14 protein-coding genes are annotated in these 14,345 nt (G+C 58.0%); all 14 read right to left on the bottom strand.

Annotation, left to right across the window (positions count from 1 at the left end; all coding sequences use genetic code 11):
* Positions 1-3 precede the first annotated feature (3 nt).
* The 14 genes from flbT to Q666_RS56000 all read right to left on the bottom strand — a co-directional run bounded on the left by flbT (position 4) and on the right by Q666_RS56000 (position 14,345).
* Positions 4-477 carry a flagellar biosynthesis repressor FlbT gene (gene flbT, locus Q666_RS56065; RefSeq protein WP_022998514.1) on the bottom strand — a complete coding sequence of 158 codons (474 nt, stop codon included), beginning with the start codon at positions 475-477 and terminating at the stop codon, positions 4-6.
* A gap of 4 nt (positions 478-481) precedes the next feature.
* Positions 482-832 (bottom strand): flagellar biosynthesis regulator FlaF, encoded by a 351-nt coding sequence (gene flaF, locus Q666_RS56060; RefSeq protein WP_022998513.1) that lies wholly within the window; start codon positions 830-832, stop codon positions 482-484.
* Positions 833-883: 51 nt separating this feature from the next.
* Complete coding sequence (locus tag Q666_RS56055; RefSeq protein WP_022998512.1) at positions 884-1,930, bottom strand: flagellar hook-associated family protein; 1,047 nt, start codon at positions 1,928-1,930, stop codon at positions 884-886.
* Between the two features lie 5 nt (positions 1,931-1,935).
* Positions 1,936-3,426, bottom strand: a complete 1,491-nt coding sequence (gene flgK / locus Q666_RS56050) for a flagellar hook-associated protein FlgK (RefSeq protein ID WP_022998511.1) — start codon at positions 3,424-3,426, stop codon at positions 1,936-1,938.
* Positions 3,427-3,459: 33 nt separating this feature from the next.
* Positions 3,460-4,734: a flagellar hook protein FlgE gene (locus Q666_RS56045; protein WP_022998510.1), complete on the bottom strand. Its 1,275-nt coding sequence runs from the start codon at positions 4,732-4,734 to the stop codon at positions 3,460-3,462.
* Between the two features lie 169 nt (positions 4,735-4,903).
* A complete protein-coding gene (locus Q666_RS56040; protein WP_031268439.1) occupies positions 4,904-5,479 on the bottom strand; it encodes a transglycosylase SLT domain-containing protein in 576 nt (191 codons plus the stop codon).
* Positions 5,433-6,722, bottom strand: coding sequence for a flagellar hook-length control protein FliK (locus tag Q666_RS56035; RefSeq protein ID WP_022998508.1), 1,290 nt, complete (start codon positions 6,720-6,722; stop codon positions 5,433-5,435). The genes Q666_RS56040 and Q666_RS56035 overlap by 47 nt, the downstream gene beginning before the upstream one ends.
* Complete coding sequence (locus Q666_RS56030) at positions 6,712-7,947, bottom strand: chemotaxis protein (protein ID WP_022998507.1); 1,236 nt, start codon at positions 7,945-7,947, stop codon at positions 6,712-6,714. Before Q666_RS56030 ends, Q666_RS56035 begins: the two co-directional genes overlap by 11 nt.
* Entirely contained in the window at positions 7,947-9,443 is a 1,497-nt protein-coding gene (locus Q666_RS56025) for a MotB family protein (protein WP_022998506.1), read from the bottom strand. The genes Q666_RS56030 and Q666_RS56025 overlap by 1 nt, the downstream gene beginning before the upstream one ends.
* Positions 9,443-10,081, bottom strand: a complete 639-nt coding sequence (locus Q666_RS56020) for a hypothetical protein (RefSeq protein ID WP_022998505.1) — start codon at positions 10,079-10,081, stop codon at positions 9,443-9,445. The genes Q666_RS56025 and Q666_RS56020 overlap by 1 nt, the downstream gene beginning before the upstream one ends.
* A complete protein-coding gene (gene fliF / locus Q666_RS56015) occupies positions 10,081-11,727 on the bottom strand; it encodes a flagellar basal-body MS-ring/collar protein FliF (protein ID WP_022998504.1) in 1,647 nt (548 codons plus the stop codon). The genes Q666_RS56020 and fliF overlap by 1 nt, the downstream gene beginning before the upstream one ends.
* A gap of 167 nt (positions 11,728-11,894) precedes the next feature.
* Positions 11,895-12,797 carry a flagellin gene (locus Q666_RS56010; RefSeq protein WP_031268437.1) on the bottom strand — a complete coding sequence of 301 codons (903 nt, stop codon included), beginning with the start codon at positions 12,795-12,797 and terminating at the stop codon, positions 11,895-11,897.
* A 307-nt stretch (positions 12,798-13,104) separates the two neighbouring features.
* Complete coding sequence (gene fliP, locus Q666_RS56005) at positions 13,105-13,848, bottom strand: flagellar type III secretion system pore protein FliP (RefSeq protein WP_022998502.1); 744 nt, start codon at positions 13,846-13,848, stop codon at positions 13,105-13,107.
* On the bottom strand, positions 13,845-14,345 hold the full coding sequence (locus Q666_RS56000; protein WP_022998501.1) for a flagellar basal body-associated FliL family protein: 501 nt from the start codon (positions 14,343-14,345) through the stop codon (positions 13,845-13,847). Before Q666_RS56000 ends, fliP begins: the two co-directional genes overlap by 4 nt.

Raw genomic sequence — 14,345 nt, 5'->3', positions numbered from 1 at the left:
TCCTTAAACAACGGCCAGCCTGGGGCCGTACTGAAAATTTTCTCTTGGCGCCGGCCGGGGGGCGGTCTGCCGGGTTTCCTGCGCGCGCCGGTTCTTTTCGGCCAGCATCAGGCTTGCCTCCAGCGGATAGAGCGCACGCACAACCTTCATTGCCTCGAACCACCGATCCGTTTTTGCCAGCTCCTCAACCTTGTCGAGATGCATCAGCACCTCCTTGTTCGAGAACGCCGACTTCACGGAACCGAGCACGAGATGGAACATGTCCTGAACCGCACCAGCGGCTGCCGGATCGATGATCATGGTCTGGAGAATGAAGTAGAGCTGGCGAAGCGGCGTCGTCGCCTCTTCTGGCTGAAGCACATGGGCTTCCAGCAGGAAAACGGCATCATTCAGCAGCTCGATGTTGGTTTTCCGTTCGGCCCGGATCACCGCACCGTTGATGAACAGGCGTTCGCCCGCTTTCAAACCGATTTTCATGAGTTTAACCGTCCAGGCTGTCGCGGATGATGGAATTGATCTGGATGATGTCGGAGAAGTCCTCCTGCTCCCACTGGCGCAAGGATTCGACCTCTTTCAGGACCCAGATGCCGACAGAGATCAGATTGGCTCTCGTTTCGATCGGCAGTTCGTTGGCGTCGTCCGCCAGGTGTTCCAGGAAGTAGCTCCACAGGCGCCGTGTGTAGAACAGCGCGTCGACGGCTTCGGGAGACTTGACGCCGCGCTCCTGGGCGACGTTGAGCTTGCCGATCACGATCGACATTGCCTCATGTTCGTTGAGCCGCTGGTCAGAGCAAAGATCGTCCATAACCTCAGCGTAAGACAGATTGTACATGGGCCCTCTCAAGGTTGGGTTTGATACGAAAAATCAGACATTCGGCCACGATCACAGGTAGTTGAGAATGCTCAGACCCTGCATGCGGGCCGTGACCGCATAGGTGGTCTCAAGCTGTGTCAGAGCCGTGTTGAGACGCACCGACGTTTCCTCCAGATTGACGTTTTCAAGGTCGTTGATGCGCCGGTTCAGGATGTCGGTTTGAACCTTCAACCGTTCACTCGCCAGTTTGACCTGCTCCTGCACATTGCCGAGCTTGCCCATCTGGCTGGTGACATCGGCAATACCGGTGCCGAGCTTCTCAATCGCCTTGTTGACCACCACCTTCCAGGTTTCGGGATCAAGGTCTTCGTTACCGAGGTCGGACATCATCGTGTAGGCCGCGGCCAGGTCTCTGAAGGCCTGCTCGTTTGCGCTGACGGAACTGGACACCGTTTCACTCGCCGAAATACGGCTGACCATCACGTTGCTGGACGCACTCGACCAGGACGTGCCCCAGGCCGGGTTCTGGAACATCGTCTCGAAGGCACCGTTCAGATAAGTGGACATGGCCGCAGGTGTGATGCCCGAAACGCCCGGGTTGGATTGCGCCATCCCGAACTCGGTCATGAACGCTGCATCGGCGGCCAATTTGTTCGGAGACGTCGGATCGGAATAATCCGCGAAAGGTTCCTGGTCCGTATTGATGCCGGCAAAGACGAAATTGCCGTTGAGCTGGGTGTTCAGACGGGACGTCAGAAGCTCCAGATTGCCGACGGCATCTGCCTTGACGATGTCCGAACTGCCGTTGTTCTCACGCAGGGCCACGAGAGTCGCCAGAAAGTCCTGCGCATCCGTCAGAATGTCGCCCATTGCCGCCTGGCTGACATCGAGCCGCGACGCGGTGAGCGCGTTGGTATCCATGATGCCATTGAGAAAATGAAACTCGGACCGAAGCGACACGCTTTCGCCGGTCTTGGTCCCGAGATCCAGGCCGACGTCGTATTTGCGGCCGGAGGACAGCTCGATGCTGAGCTTCTGCACGAGGCTGGACTGGTTCTGGATCTGCCGGCGAGACGCATCGGCGAGAGTGATCGTGGAGATATAGGTGGTTTTCATAACTGTTACCTCGCCGCGGCCAGAAGGTCTTCCAGCATGCCGTCGACGGCGCTGATGAGCCGTGTCGCCGCTGAGTAGGATCGCTCGATTTCCAGTAGCAGCGTCATTTCTTCGTCGATGTTGACGCCTGTCTTGTTGTTGAGGTTTTCAGCCGTCCGACTGAGAATGACGGTCTGCACCTCGACATTGCTCGTCATGGTCTTTCGGCCGGCTTCCAGCCAGCTGACGGACGAAGCGGCAAAGCCGGACAACGTGTCGGTCGGATCGAGTTCCACGCCGCTGTCGAAAACGGTGTCCTTGTCAAACGCGGAAACCAGTTCCTGCAGACGGTCGGAGAACCCGGCAGCGCCGGACGGGTTGTAGTTGTAATTGGGATCGAACGGATCGGAGATGCCGCCATCGCGCAACCTGTCCAGGTCGCCGCCCTGATCCGGATCGGCGTTGGCATTGACGACGATTTCCGCAGCAAGCCCGGTGATATGGGTGCCGGATGCCGGCACCGCCGGTGCACCAGACCACGTGAACAGGCCAGCCTGATCCGGGTTGCCGCCACCGCTCTGATCGCTTTCGGCGAAGGCTTCGATCAGACCACGCGCGATTTCGTCGAGCTGGCTCTGGTAGGTCACCGCGACTTCGTCGCGCAGTTCGGCAAGACCTTGCAGCCTGCCGGACTTGATCTCCATGAGAGCGCCCGGTCCTGCCACGGGAACGCCGTCCACCATCACGGAATTACCCGTGGTAGCAGCACCATAAACAATGGTCGGCTCGAAGGTGACCGCTCTGGCCTTGGTTTCAAACAGCGTCACGCCGCTGTCCGTGTAGACCACAATATCGCCATTGCTGCGGTTCAGCGTGGTAATGCCGATTTCCTCGGACAGCTTGAGCAGAACCTGGTCGCGGCTGTCGTGGGCATCGGTGACATCAGCCCCCGATTGCGTTCCCCGCACGATAACCGAGTTGAGATCTTCGAGTTGTTTCAACAGCGTGTTGATCTCACGCACAGAGGTCGCCATGTCCGCATCCGCGTTGGTGCGCACATCCTGCACCAGTGCCGTTCCTGACTGGAGCGTTTGCACCATGTCCTTGGAGGCCTGCAGAACGTCCTGCGCCTGGATCGCGTTGCTGGGGTCGGAAGCATAGTTTTGAAGCGACAGCTTCAGCGCCCCGAGTTTTGCCGCAGCGGACATGTGGTTCTGGGTATCGCCTGTGGTTTCAGCGAGACGGGTGAGGCCTGCCAGGACCGCTTCCTGGGAGGATCCAGTGGAGGTGGAGGACAGGAGCGACGAATACAGCGCGCTGTCCGTCACCCGGCCGATACCGTCGACCTTGAGGCCGCCGGCCTGACCGGTGTCGGTGTAGGTCTGGCTCAACAGAACGGATTTGCGCGAGTAGCCGGGGTCTTGAGCCCCGGCAATGTTTCGCGAAACCACGGAGGATTCTGTCTGCCTTGCGGCCAGCGCGGACTGGGCGACTTTGAGGGCTACAGACAAACTCATGACAATAACTTTCCGATTGGCGGGTGAGCCTTGTTAGCGGACCAGGTTGACGAGCTGCTCGAGCAGGTCGGAACCGGCCTTGAACACCTGGGAATTGGCCGTGTAGGTGCGCTGGGATTCGATCATTGAGGTGAGCTCGTTGCCGAGATCGACGTTGGAGTCCTCAAGACCACCAACCTTGATGCTGCCCAGGCCGCCCTCCCCCGCGAAACCGACCCGGACATCACCGGAATCGAAGGACGTGCTGTAGACGTTGCCGGATTTGTTGGAGAGCCTGTCCGGGCTCGGTACATCCGCCAGCGGGATCTTGTAGATCGCCCGGCGGTCACCGTTGGTGTAGATGGCAAACAGAGTGCCGTCGTCGGAGAATTCGACGTTCTTCACCGCACTCGGTGCGTTCCCGTCCGCATCAACGTTGGTGACCGTGAAATCGGCATTCAGGTAGGTCGACTGATCAAGGTCCAGGTCGAAGGTGCCACCATTGGGAACCGCGATATTGATTGCGGTCGCACTGGCACCGGTGAGATTGCCTGTGGTGACGTCGAAGGTCAGCGTCTGGGTATTCAATGCCGGAGCAGTATAGGGAAACCCGCCGCCGGGTGCGGCATCTGCCGCGTTGTAGATCGAGACTTCCCAGTCACTGTCTGCAGCCGTTTCCGTGACCTTGGAGTAATAGACATCCAATTTCACCTCGTTGCCGAGGTTGTCGTACACGATCATGGACGTCTTGTGGGAATAGCTCGCGGTTGCTGCGTTGGCGGAGGGCAGATCCGCCGCCGGTACAATCGCCGCGTCTTCACTCACGTTCACGCGCAGAAACGCTTCGCTGGTGGGAGTGGCTTCCAGCTGGTTCTGGGTGATGTTGATCCGCTCCAGACCACCAAGACCGTTGGCAACGGTTGTTGGCGCGGTGTTGCCCGTGATCGGATAGCCCTGGAGATAATAGCCGGCCGTATTCAGGAGATAGCCATCTCCATCCGGAACGAAGTGACCGGCGCGGGTCAGAAAGCTTTCACCTGCCTCGTTGCCGACAACGAAGAAGCCGTTGCCATCCACCGCAAGATCAAGCTTCGACGTGGTGAAGCTGATGTTTCCCTGCTTGGAAACCTGGTACTGGGTGTGTGCTTCGACGCCGCCGGAGTTGAACGAGCCAGCCCCTTGCGAAACAACCAGTGAGGAAAATTCCGACTGGGCCCGCTTATAGCCTGTCGTGCTCGAGTTCATAATGTTTTCGGCAACTGTGCCGAGCTTGCTCGACTGTGCGTTCATGCCGGAAACGCCGGTTCGCATAACTCCGAAAAGGCCCATGACAGGTCTCCTGTGTCCAAATCAACTGGAGACAGTCAAACCGACCTAACTTGCGCGAAGCTGTTGCGAGAAAATAATTATTCCTTCCATTCAGATACTTAATTATATAAAAATTTATCTATCAAACAAAACGAAAGCACCGGGCAAGCTGTCCGGTGCTTTTCAGAGATCAGGCGCCGCAGAATTGCTTTGACTGCTGTGTCCAGTTTCCAAAACCGGAAGCAACCATGTTGCGGATCACCGTGCAGACATACCGTTTTTGTGCGGGATCATTGTTCGGACCCGCATGATAGCGGGCAACAGCCATCGTCCAGGATCCCTGGCGCCGCCTCAGGTCCTTCAGGAACCTTGCCGCATATTGCACATTTGCACGTGGTTCCAGCATCTGCTCCACCGAACGGAACTGGTCACCGTGATAGTGATGGTTGATCTGCATGCAGCCGATATCGATCAGCTTCTTGCCGTGCTGTTGTGCATCAATCACGTCCTGCTTCGCGGCTTGCCGGCTGGGAGGAAACACGGACTTTCCCTCGATATTGAGGGCATAGGGGTACAGCGAATTGCGCCGCCCGGTTTCCGTCAGCCCGACCGCATAAAGCACGCCGAGCGGCACGTTGTACTTTCGCGCTGCCGAGATCATCTCGCGTTCGCAAACGTTCTGGGTCTCGGCAGCCGCAGGCACGCTAACGGCGAGAGCACTAAAGATAGATGCCGTCAGAAAGGCTAATGTCAGAACCTTCCTCATGACCTGTTCCTCTTGTTGTTTCAGAAGCCTGATACGCGTCTTCTCTGGAGTTTTGACCCGGACGCCCATTCTGCTGTCCGGCACCGTTGCCGGAACTCTGCGGTTGGCCGTCAAACGGGTTACCGCCACCAGCGCCACTCTGGTTCTGGTTCTGGGCCTGAGGGCCTGAAGCGTTGCTTCCCGCCTGGACCTGGATCCGGTCGTCTCCGGCCTGGATCGTGATGGCATCAGCCTTGACCCCGGTCGCCCTGAGCATCTGATCGAGCAGTTGCCGGTCTTGCTTCAGGAGTTCCGCAGTTTGCGCCCTGCTCGTTACAAGCGACACTTCCACTGTATCACCGACCATCCTGAGAGACACTTTCACGGTGCCGAGCTCATGAGGCGTGAGCTGGATATCCAGTGTTTTCAGAACAGGGCCTTCCGCCTTGGCAGTTATGCCACCGTCAAGTGATGCGGAGCTGGAAGCCATATCCTTTACCGCAGCGGCGATCTGGTCACCCACCTGTTGCGCGGGGGAGAGTCGCATATTCGGTGCAAAGTGGGTTTCCTGGCGTAGAACCTTGACGGTGCCCGCCGCTTCGTCCGGCAACATGGACCGGCCAATAGCCCCACGTCCCTCGCCGTCGGAAATTGCCTCCGGTTCGACGCCGAACTGCGCGAAGAGCGAAGACGTTCCGGTCTGTGCAGGTCCATCGGGATCGCCAACCGGCATGCCGTTGGCCTGCCCTTGCAGGAGCGTAGGCATAGGGGCCGCGCCAGACTGGGCTTGAGACGAGGGAACCTGACCGGTTTTTCCAGCCAGCACCGCATTTAGCGACAATCCCACATGCGCTGCCGAACTCTGCAACATGGTTTCTGCCTTCGGGTCCGTTTGTCCCTCGGCCGCACCATCCACGCCTTCGCCATCCTTCGCCTTGCGTGACAGTGCGTTCTGGGAAGCCTGACGCAGGGCGTCGACAAGATTGCTGGTCGAAAACGCCGCTGAACCTGCCGCCTGTTCCTTGCCGAAACCGGTCTTGCCGTTCCCATCGCTCGTAGGCCCGTCTGCCTGATCAGATGTTTCAGACCCGGGTTTTCCTGCCGCATCTTCGGCAGCATCGCCTTTTTTCATGTTCTGCATGACGGCCTGGAATGCAGCCGCAGCTTCCTTGGAAGAGGTTTGCCCGCGCTCGCCCGTTCCAGCGTCCGTCGACTTGCCGGACTTCGGCGCAGTCGGAACGAATGCCTGAGTGTTAACGCTCATCCTGTTCTCCCAATTGAGCGAGGGACTTTCCCGTCCGGCGCAACAGAACATTCGCAAGTTCCATGTCCGCGCTGACCCAGCTTTGATCTTCAGGAGCGTCCATATTGGTCGCGACGTTGAATTCGCCGATCACGTTGGGTGGCGGCTCCGGAAAATGCCGGACCGAGTTGAGCACGGTGTAGACGCCGTCAAGCATCGCCAGGTCCTGCGCTGTCAGGATCGACTTGTCGATCGACCACAACAGGTCTCGGTTGGCTGTGATGAACTCCGGGTCGAGACGGGTCGCTGCAAGGTATATCTTCAGGATTTCGTTTTCCTTGGTGCCATCGACAGTCAGTGTCAGCGCTTCTCCTGTTGCCTTTCGCGCGACATTCAGATGGCCTGCCAGCAGGGCGGAACGGGCCAGCCGAAGATAAAGACCGCGCCTGCTGTCGGCATCGAATTCGTGCAGCACGTCATCCAGGAGCGCGAACTTGTCCTCGCTTTTGACAAATCCGAGCGTGTCGAGTGACAGGGCAAATCGCCTGCGGAAATCACCGGCGTAAACCGACGTGCGGAACCGGCGAAGATACCGGATGCTGAGAACTCGAAAGCGATCGACATTGCCGGTCATCCCAGCGACGAAGACTTCCCGGCGAAGAGCAGCTTCCTCGACGAGCGTTCCAGGCATCAGTAGGCTGGCGACCTGAAGCAGTTCCATCGCCTTTTCCGGATCCGTGCGGATGTAGGGTGCAGCCTTTACCAGTGCGACATGCCCCCCCAGGCTTGCCGGCAGTTCCAGCGGATCGATCTCCGCCAGAAGAACGATCATGTCCTCTTCCCTGCCTTCGACATAGGCAAGCGACGCTTCCATGAGTTTGCGGTCGACAGCGGGTGCCGGATCGAGGGACAAGAGATACCGCATTACGTCTGGGTGTCCGCCACTCAGAAGATGGATGACGGCCGCCCGCGCGTTGCGTGGTTCCTGCCACGCATCGGCTGGCAACACGACGAAACTTGCGTCCATCTTAGTCAGCAAGGCTCGCTGCGCCTGCATCGCATGGCTGTTGCCCTGTGCGATCTGCTCCTGCAAGGACTGCAGCGACCGGATCATTTCAAATGGTTCCGGATCCGAAGTCTGCTTGCCAACCTGCTGCGCCCAGCCTGCCGACACTGAGAAGACGGCCGCCATCAAGCCAAGGAGCAGACCTTTGAAGCAAGGGACCCTGATGGAGAGGCAGCGCATTACCGAGCTCCTTCCAGCAAGTAGATCTCTATCCGCCTGTTGGAGGCAGCAAGAGGATCGGACGGAACTTTCAGATCCTGATCGGCGTAGCCTTCGACCCGGTTGAACCTGTCCTTGCCGACACCTCCGCGAGTGAGCATGTAGAGAGCCATGTGAGCGCGTGCCGACGACAAGCGCCAGTTGTCATAGGTCTTGCTTTTGAAAGGGCGCGCGTCCGTATGACCCTTGATGACAATCTGTCCCGGAGTTTCGGCAACCACCTTGCCAATCCGTTCAAGCAGTTTGACGAGTTCCGGGCGTGGCTCGGCAGACCCGATGGCGAACATACCGAAGTTCTGGTCGTCGGTAAGGCTGATCAAGGCTCCCTCACCTTCTCTCGTCACCGTAATCTGACTGGCGGTTTCCTCAAGAGCTGTCCCTTCAGTCTGGGCGAGGACTTCCGAAAGACGGGCGACCAGTACCTCGGCGCTGCTTTCCGTAAAGTCTTCTTCATAGGTACCCTCACCGTCTCCGGTACCAATGACCGTTTCTGTCTGGACTTCAGCGATCACCTCGGTTGAAGACGCCTGAAGCGACTTCCCAAGTACATGAGCGACGACCTGATCCGTCGTATCCCCGTTGTCGGGAAGTGCGCCGTTGCCGACAAATTCAAAGGACGTCGTTCCGGATTGTTCCGCCATGTAGTCCCCGTTGCTAGGCCCATTTCCAGGGGCAGCGTTTCCGTTTTGCCGGGTAACGCCGGTCTCAGGTTGCGTGCCATCTTCAAACGGCGCAGCAAAGGCGAATTCGCCGGCCAGAGCCTGGGTAGAAGGCGCGGTACCATCGCCCGGCAAACTTACGTCAGGAGCTGCCTCGGCACTGGCGACACCACGGCCAGGACGGAACTGCCAGAACATCGGATCAAAGGGATCCCGATAGGCCTGCCCACCCTGAACGCCTTCGTTTTTCTGAAGACCTGTACCGATACCCTTTGGGTTGTCCTCCCGCACATCAGCGACACGGATTTTCTGCGAAAGGGTGTCGAGTACGGCATAGGGATCCGTGAAAAGGATCGATTCCGAATGGGTCTGGGTAAACTGCCCAGAGGCCGGCGCCCCACCCATCTCCGGTGTCTCGACCACCTCCTCCAGTCTGTGTCCCTTGTCCAGGCCATCACCGAAGTTCTCATCCTGATCGACCGGCGCATCAGACCCACCCAATTTGCCGGTGAAAAGCTTGGTGCCGGCTTCGTTGGTATCGCCGTTGATCTCCGGATCGTTCAGGCCCTTGCGGTTCGGAGCCGTGGAGGCAAGTTTGACCGGGTTGAAATACTGCGCAACGCCGCGACGCACGCTGTCGTCGGTCACGTTAATCAGCCACATGACCAGAAAAAAGGCCATCAATGCGGTCATGAAATCCGCGTAGGCAATCTTCCAGACGCCATGTGGCAGCTGATCGTCTTCCCAGCCGTTCTTGCGCCGGACAATTACGATTTCATTCGGGACGCCGTCCAACATCAGTCTGCCTCCCCTTTCAAGGCTTCAAGCTGGCCGAGCCATTGTCCGAGCCGTGTTTCAATGGTTGTCTCGTCAAGCAGAGCCACCAGTTCGACCTGATCAGCATGCTGAGCGTCGATCCGGTCTCTCAAGGCCGGCAACTGCTCCAGCACTCGGCTGACCAGAGTTTCCGGTCCGCGCAGCCTGATCATTTTGCCCTCCGTTTCCTCGGTCAGTTGCCGAAGATTGCCGGCAAAGGCATCGACCAGCTGGTCGACGATCTGCTCTGTCAGGAAAGGTTGAAGAAGCTTGGAAAGCGAATAGGAGATCCGCTGCTCCATCACATTGAGGAAGCCTTCGATGGAGGCGCTGACGTTGGCCGATTCACGCATGTCGAACCGGTCACGCTCGTCTTTGAGCTGCCTTGCGTGCTCCTCGCGCTCCTGTTCCAGGATGGCCTGAAAATGAGCCATCGTGCGGTCACTGCCTTCCGCCAGGCCGCGCTCGTATTCGGCCTGGAGCTGTTCTTCCAGGCTAGGTTCGGGCACAGCTTCCTCGCAAGGCTCCAGAACGTCCACGAGAGCGGGGTCGAATGCACCGAAGGACTTGAACCTGGAGGCGGACAGGACGGGAATATGGGAAGCAATTGAGGTGGTCATTAGATGCGCTCCGATTCATAGAGCCACTGGCGCAGGATCGCGGCAGACTGTTCCTCGTTGAACTCCAGCAAGGATTCCAGCTTCCGGAGCGCGGACTTGTTGCGCCGGCTGTTGAGGTCCTGCAGCATGTCGGAATGATCCGGCGGCATCAGGAAGGTCTGATCCCCGTCGACTGCTTCTGCAGTCCCTTCCGCAGCTTCCGGCAGCATTCCGAGTTCGGCCATTTCGACCTGCGGCTTGGCCATTTGCGGCACCAGGGCAGCCACGGCAGGCCGCAGACCAAACCAGATCACCAGCATCGACACGGTCAGGATTGCGAGCGCATTGATGATGTTGCCGGACTGGCGCATCAGATACTCGGTGATGCTGATCGGCGGGATCGGCTCCATGGCCCGGCCGCCGTCAATGAAGTCGACGACAGCAACCTTGACCAGGTCTCCCCGTTCTTTTTCAATCCCCGCAGAAGAGGCAACCAGAGCTTCGATTTCCGTCAGCTGTTCATCCAGTTGAGCCTGGGTCGGTTCGCCGCCAAGAGACTGTGCAAGACGGGACTTATCAACCAGAACCGCAATGGACAGACGGTCGACACGATAGCCATCCTGAGACGTCTCGATGCGTTTGGAGGAGATCTCGTAATTGACGGTTTCCTCGCGCCGCTCGTTTTCTTCGCTGGAACGCTCACCGTTGTCCGCGGACACATCCTCTTCCGGAAGGTTCTGCTCGACCGTTGTCGGTGCCGAGACGCTGGAGTTCTGAGCGTTCTCGTTTTCGCGAATGGTCCGGATGGATCGCTCGGTCCGCGAGTCCGGATCGAAAATCGTCTCGGCAATCGTCTTGCGGTCCGTGTTCAGCTCTGCGGCGACACTGACCTCGAAGTTGTCCAGGCCAAGATATGGCGTCAGGGTCTTGCGAATGTTTTCCTGGATCCGGCTGCTTACAGCCGTCTCAAGGCTGGCAAGCTGGCCTGCGGAGGCCTTGGTCGGATCCTGGCCGGCCGCCAGGATACCACCGGACGTGTCGAGCACTGTAACCTTGTCGGCTTGCATGCCGGGAACACCGGCAGCAACCAGGTGGCGGATGGCATCAGCGGTTCGCACATCGTCTGGCACGTCGGAACGGATAACGACAGATGCCGACGGCGGCTGCTGATCGCGCCTGAAAGATCCTTTCTCTGGCAACACGATATGAACGCGCGCTGCCCGGATCCCCTTCATGAGCTGGATGGTTCGGGCAAGCTCACCTTCAAGCGCTCGCACCCGTGTCACTTCCTGCATGAAGGAGGTCAACCCAAGCGACCCCAACTCGTCGAAGAGCTCGTAGCCGGAGTTGGCTCCACGCGGGAGCCCCTTTTCGGCCAGAAGCATGCGCGCCTTGGCTGTCTGCGCATGGCTCACCATGACGGCGGTGCCTTCCGAATTGATGTCGAAAGGAATGCCGGCGTCCCGCAGCGCGGAACCGATGCGAGTGACGTCTTCACCGTCGAGACCCGTATAGAGGACGGTCTGTTCCGGTCGGCTCAAGTAATATGCTCCCGCGCCGACGGTCGCGATTGTGGCGAGCCCGATCAAGGCGAGCGCGATAAGTCTGCGCACTCCCAGTTCCATCAGGTTTGCCCATAGTTTTTCGGCGTGTTCACGGCCCGGCATGCATAACCCCTTCATGCACGTAACGTTCTGTTTGACCCACTATCGGAACTGGACCTTGCGCGAGCCTGTCACCCGGGCCTGAAGACGGAAATTCTGGACACAAAAAAACCGCGCCCCGAAGGGCGCGGTCCTCTTGCCTGGAAATCCGGTCAGATAAACTGGTTGGATTAACGGAACAGGGACAGAATGTTCTGCGAACCCTGGTTGGCGATCGACAGAGCCTGGATACCGAGCTGCTGCTGAGTCTGCAGAGCCTGGAGGCGGGTCGATTCTTTGTTCATGTCAGCATCCACGAGCTGGCCGACACCACGGTCGATCGAGTCGATCAGAGCGGACACGAAGTCCTTCTGCAGATCAACGCGCTTCTTGGTGGAACCGAGCAGGGTTGCGGAGTCTGTGATGAGGCCCAGAGCTTCGTCGACATCCGAGATCATGCCTTCCAGAGTGGTCAGGTCGGCAGCGCTGTCCGTCAGAGCGGAGATGTCGATGGTGTCGACAACGTTACCGTTCGTCAGAGCACGATCGAGGATACCGGTACCACCACCAGTGGTGTCATAGAGCTGGGTAGCGGTGATATCAACCGTGGTCGTCAGAACGGAAACCGCACCACCGACGCGGGTGAAGGAGCTGACGATTTCTTTCGACGTAACGGTGGTCACGTCGGAAGACAGCCAGTTTTCACCGTTGAAAACAGCGGATTCGGCAGTCGACTTAAGCTGGTTCTGCAGTTCGTTGATGTCGGACTGGATCTTGCCGCGGTCGACACCCGGAGTACGGGCAGCAACAAGCTTGGCTTTGATTTCGTTCATGACATCAACAGTGCTGTCCATAGCAGTGTACATGACGTCGACGGTCGCAGCACCCAGACCCAGAGAGTCTTCAACGGCGCTAAGAGCCATGTTGTCAGAACGCATGGTGGTTGCGATGGACCAGTAGGCAGCGTTGTCTTCCGCGCCGGCAACGCGATAACCGGTGGAGATGCGGTTCTGCGTCTCTGCCAGGTTGGCGCTGGTGTTCCGCAGAGTCTGCAGAGCGGTCATTGCGGAAGCGTTCGTCATCAAGCTAGACATGATATGTCCCTTCAATGTGTCAGTGTGTACTGGATTGGATTGGGACATGCCGGGTTTGCACCGGCACAACAGGAGCAGCGTCATGCTTTTGAACCGTGGGTAGTTTGGGGTTCAACCTGCTGTGAAAATGACCCTAGCGGCTCAATCTTGCGTGAAGCTTACGTCGATACCGGCAATTTGATCTTTTTCGAATTTCTCCAAGATCTAATCTTGGACCAAAAGATATAGTCGCGCACGATCTTATCGACAAAAACAAAAAAGCGGAGCCTTTCGGCCCCGCCCTTTTGCGCCCCGACGCCCCCGTCGGTTACAAGAATGATCGCACAAGACTACCGACCAGAAGGTTCCATCCGTCGATCAAAACAAAGAACAACGCCTTGAAAGGCAACGATATGACTGTTGGTGGCAACATCATCATACCCATGGACATGGTGATCGTTGCAACGATCATATCGATCACGAGAAAAGGCAACGCGATCAAAAATCCGATTTCGAAACCCCGGCGCAACTCGGAAATCATGAAAGCCGGGATCAAGACACGCAGTTCAACTTCCTCTGCAGAGGCCGCTTCGTTTTCTGTCACGCGGCCGGCCGCAAGGTCATCAAATAGAACGAGATCTTCTTCGCGCACCTGGCTGAGCATGAAGTCCCGGAAGGGCGTTGTGATCCGCACATAGGCCTCTTCCTCGGAGATCTCGTTGTTCATCAGAGGCTGAACACCCTGCTCCCAGGCTTTGTCGAAGGTTGGAGCCATGACGTAAAAAGTCATGAAGAGGGCCAGCGAAATGAGGATCAGGTTACCCGGTGTTGTTTGAAGACCGATACCGGACCTCAGGAACGAGAAAGCGATCACGAAACGGGTGAAGCTTGTCACCATGATCAGGATGCCCGGAGCCAGAGAAAGCACAGTCAAGAGTGCAATCATCTGGATGATACGGCCGCTGGCACTGCCCTCTCCTGCAGGTAGCAACGCAGAAAGATCCGGCACCTGGGCAGCCGCAGCCCCCGTCATCGCGACCAGTACAAGGCCGGCAACAAGAAGACGGCTCATTGAATAACCACCGATTCCAGAATGACTTCGTTCACCTGACCTTTGGTGCGTGTCTGAGCGCGCTCGGTGAGATCTTCGCGAAGATGCTGCAAACCGATACCACCTTCCAGATGAGAGAGCGTAAGCGTGCGCATGTAGCCTAGAAAATCGTCCTCGACCTTTTTCTTGAGCACACCGACATCACCGTCCGGATCGTCTTCCAGAAGAATTGAAGCCTGCAACCTGATCCAGGCGTCTTGCGGCGACGCCAGGTTTGTCACGAGCGGTTCAAGCGTCTGCAGACGTGTCGAAGGCGAAAACGGCAGCGTTTCGGTGAAGCTCTGTTGCTGGCGAAGCCGGCCATGAACTTCCTCTTCCGTGTAGTCAGCAACATATTTTGCAAGGCCCGCTCCAGCGCCACCGCCAATCAGCGTCAGGAGCACCAACGCCGCGACGAAACCGGAGCTGCGCTGATTTTCCTGCGCCCCCTCAAAAGGAACTTCAATGATATTAGGCAT

Origin of the sequence: Labrenzia sp. C1B70, assembly GCF_000475395.1 — a bacterium.
In the GTDB taxonomy this organism is placed as follows: Bacteria; Pseudomonadota; Alphaproteobacteria; order Rhizobiales; family Stappiaceae; genus Roseibium; species Roseibium algicola.
Note: the sequence above shows the minus strand (reverse complement) of the source record. Positions and strands in the feature narration are given on the sequence as shown.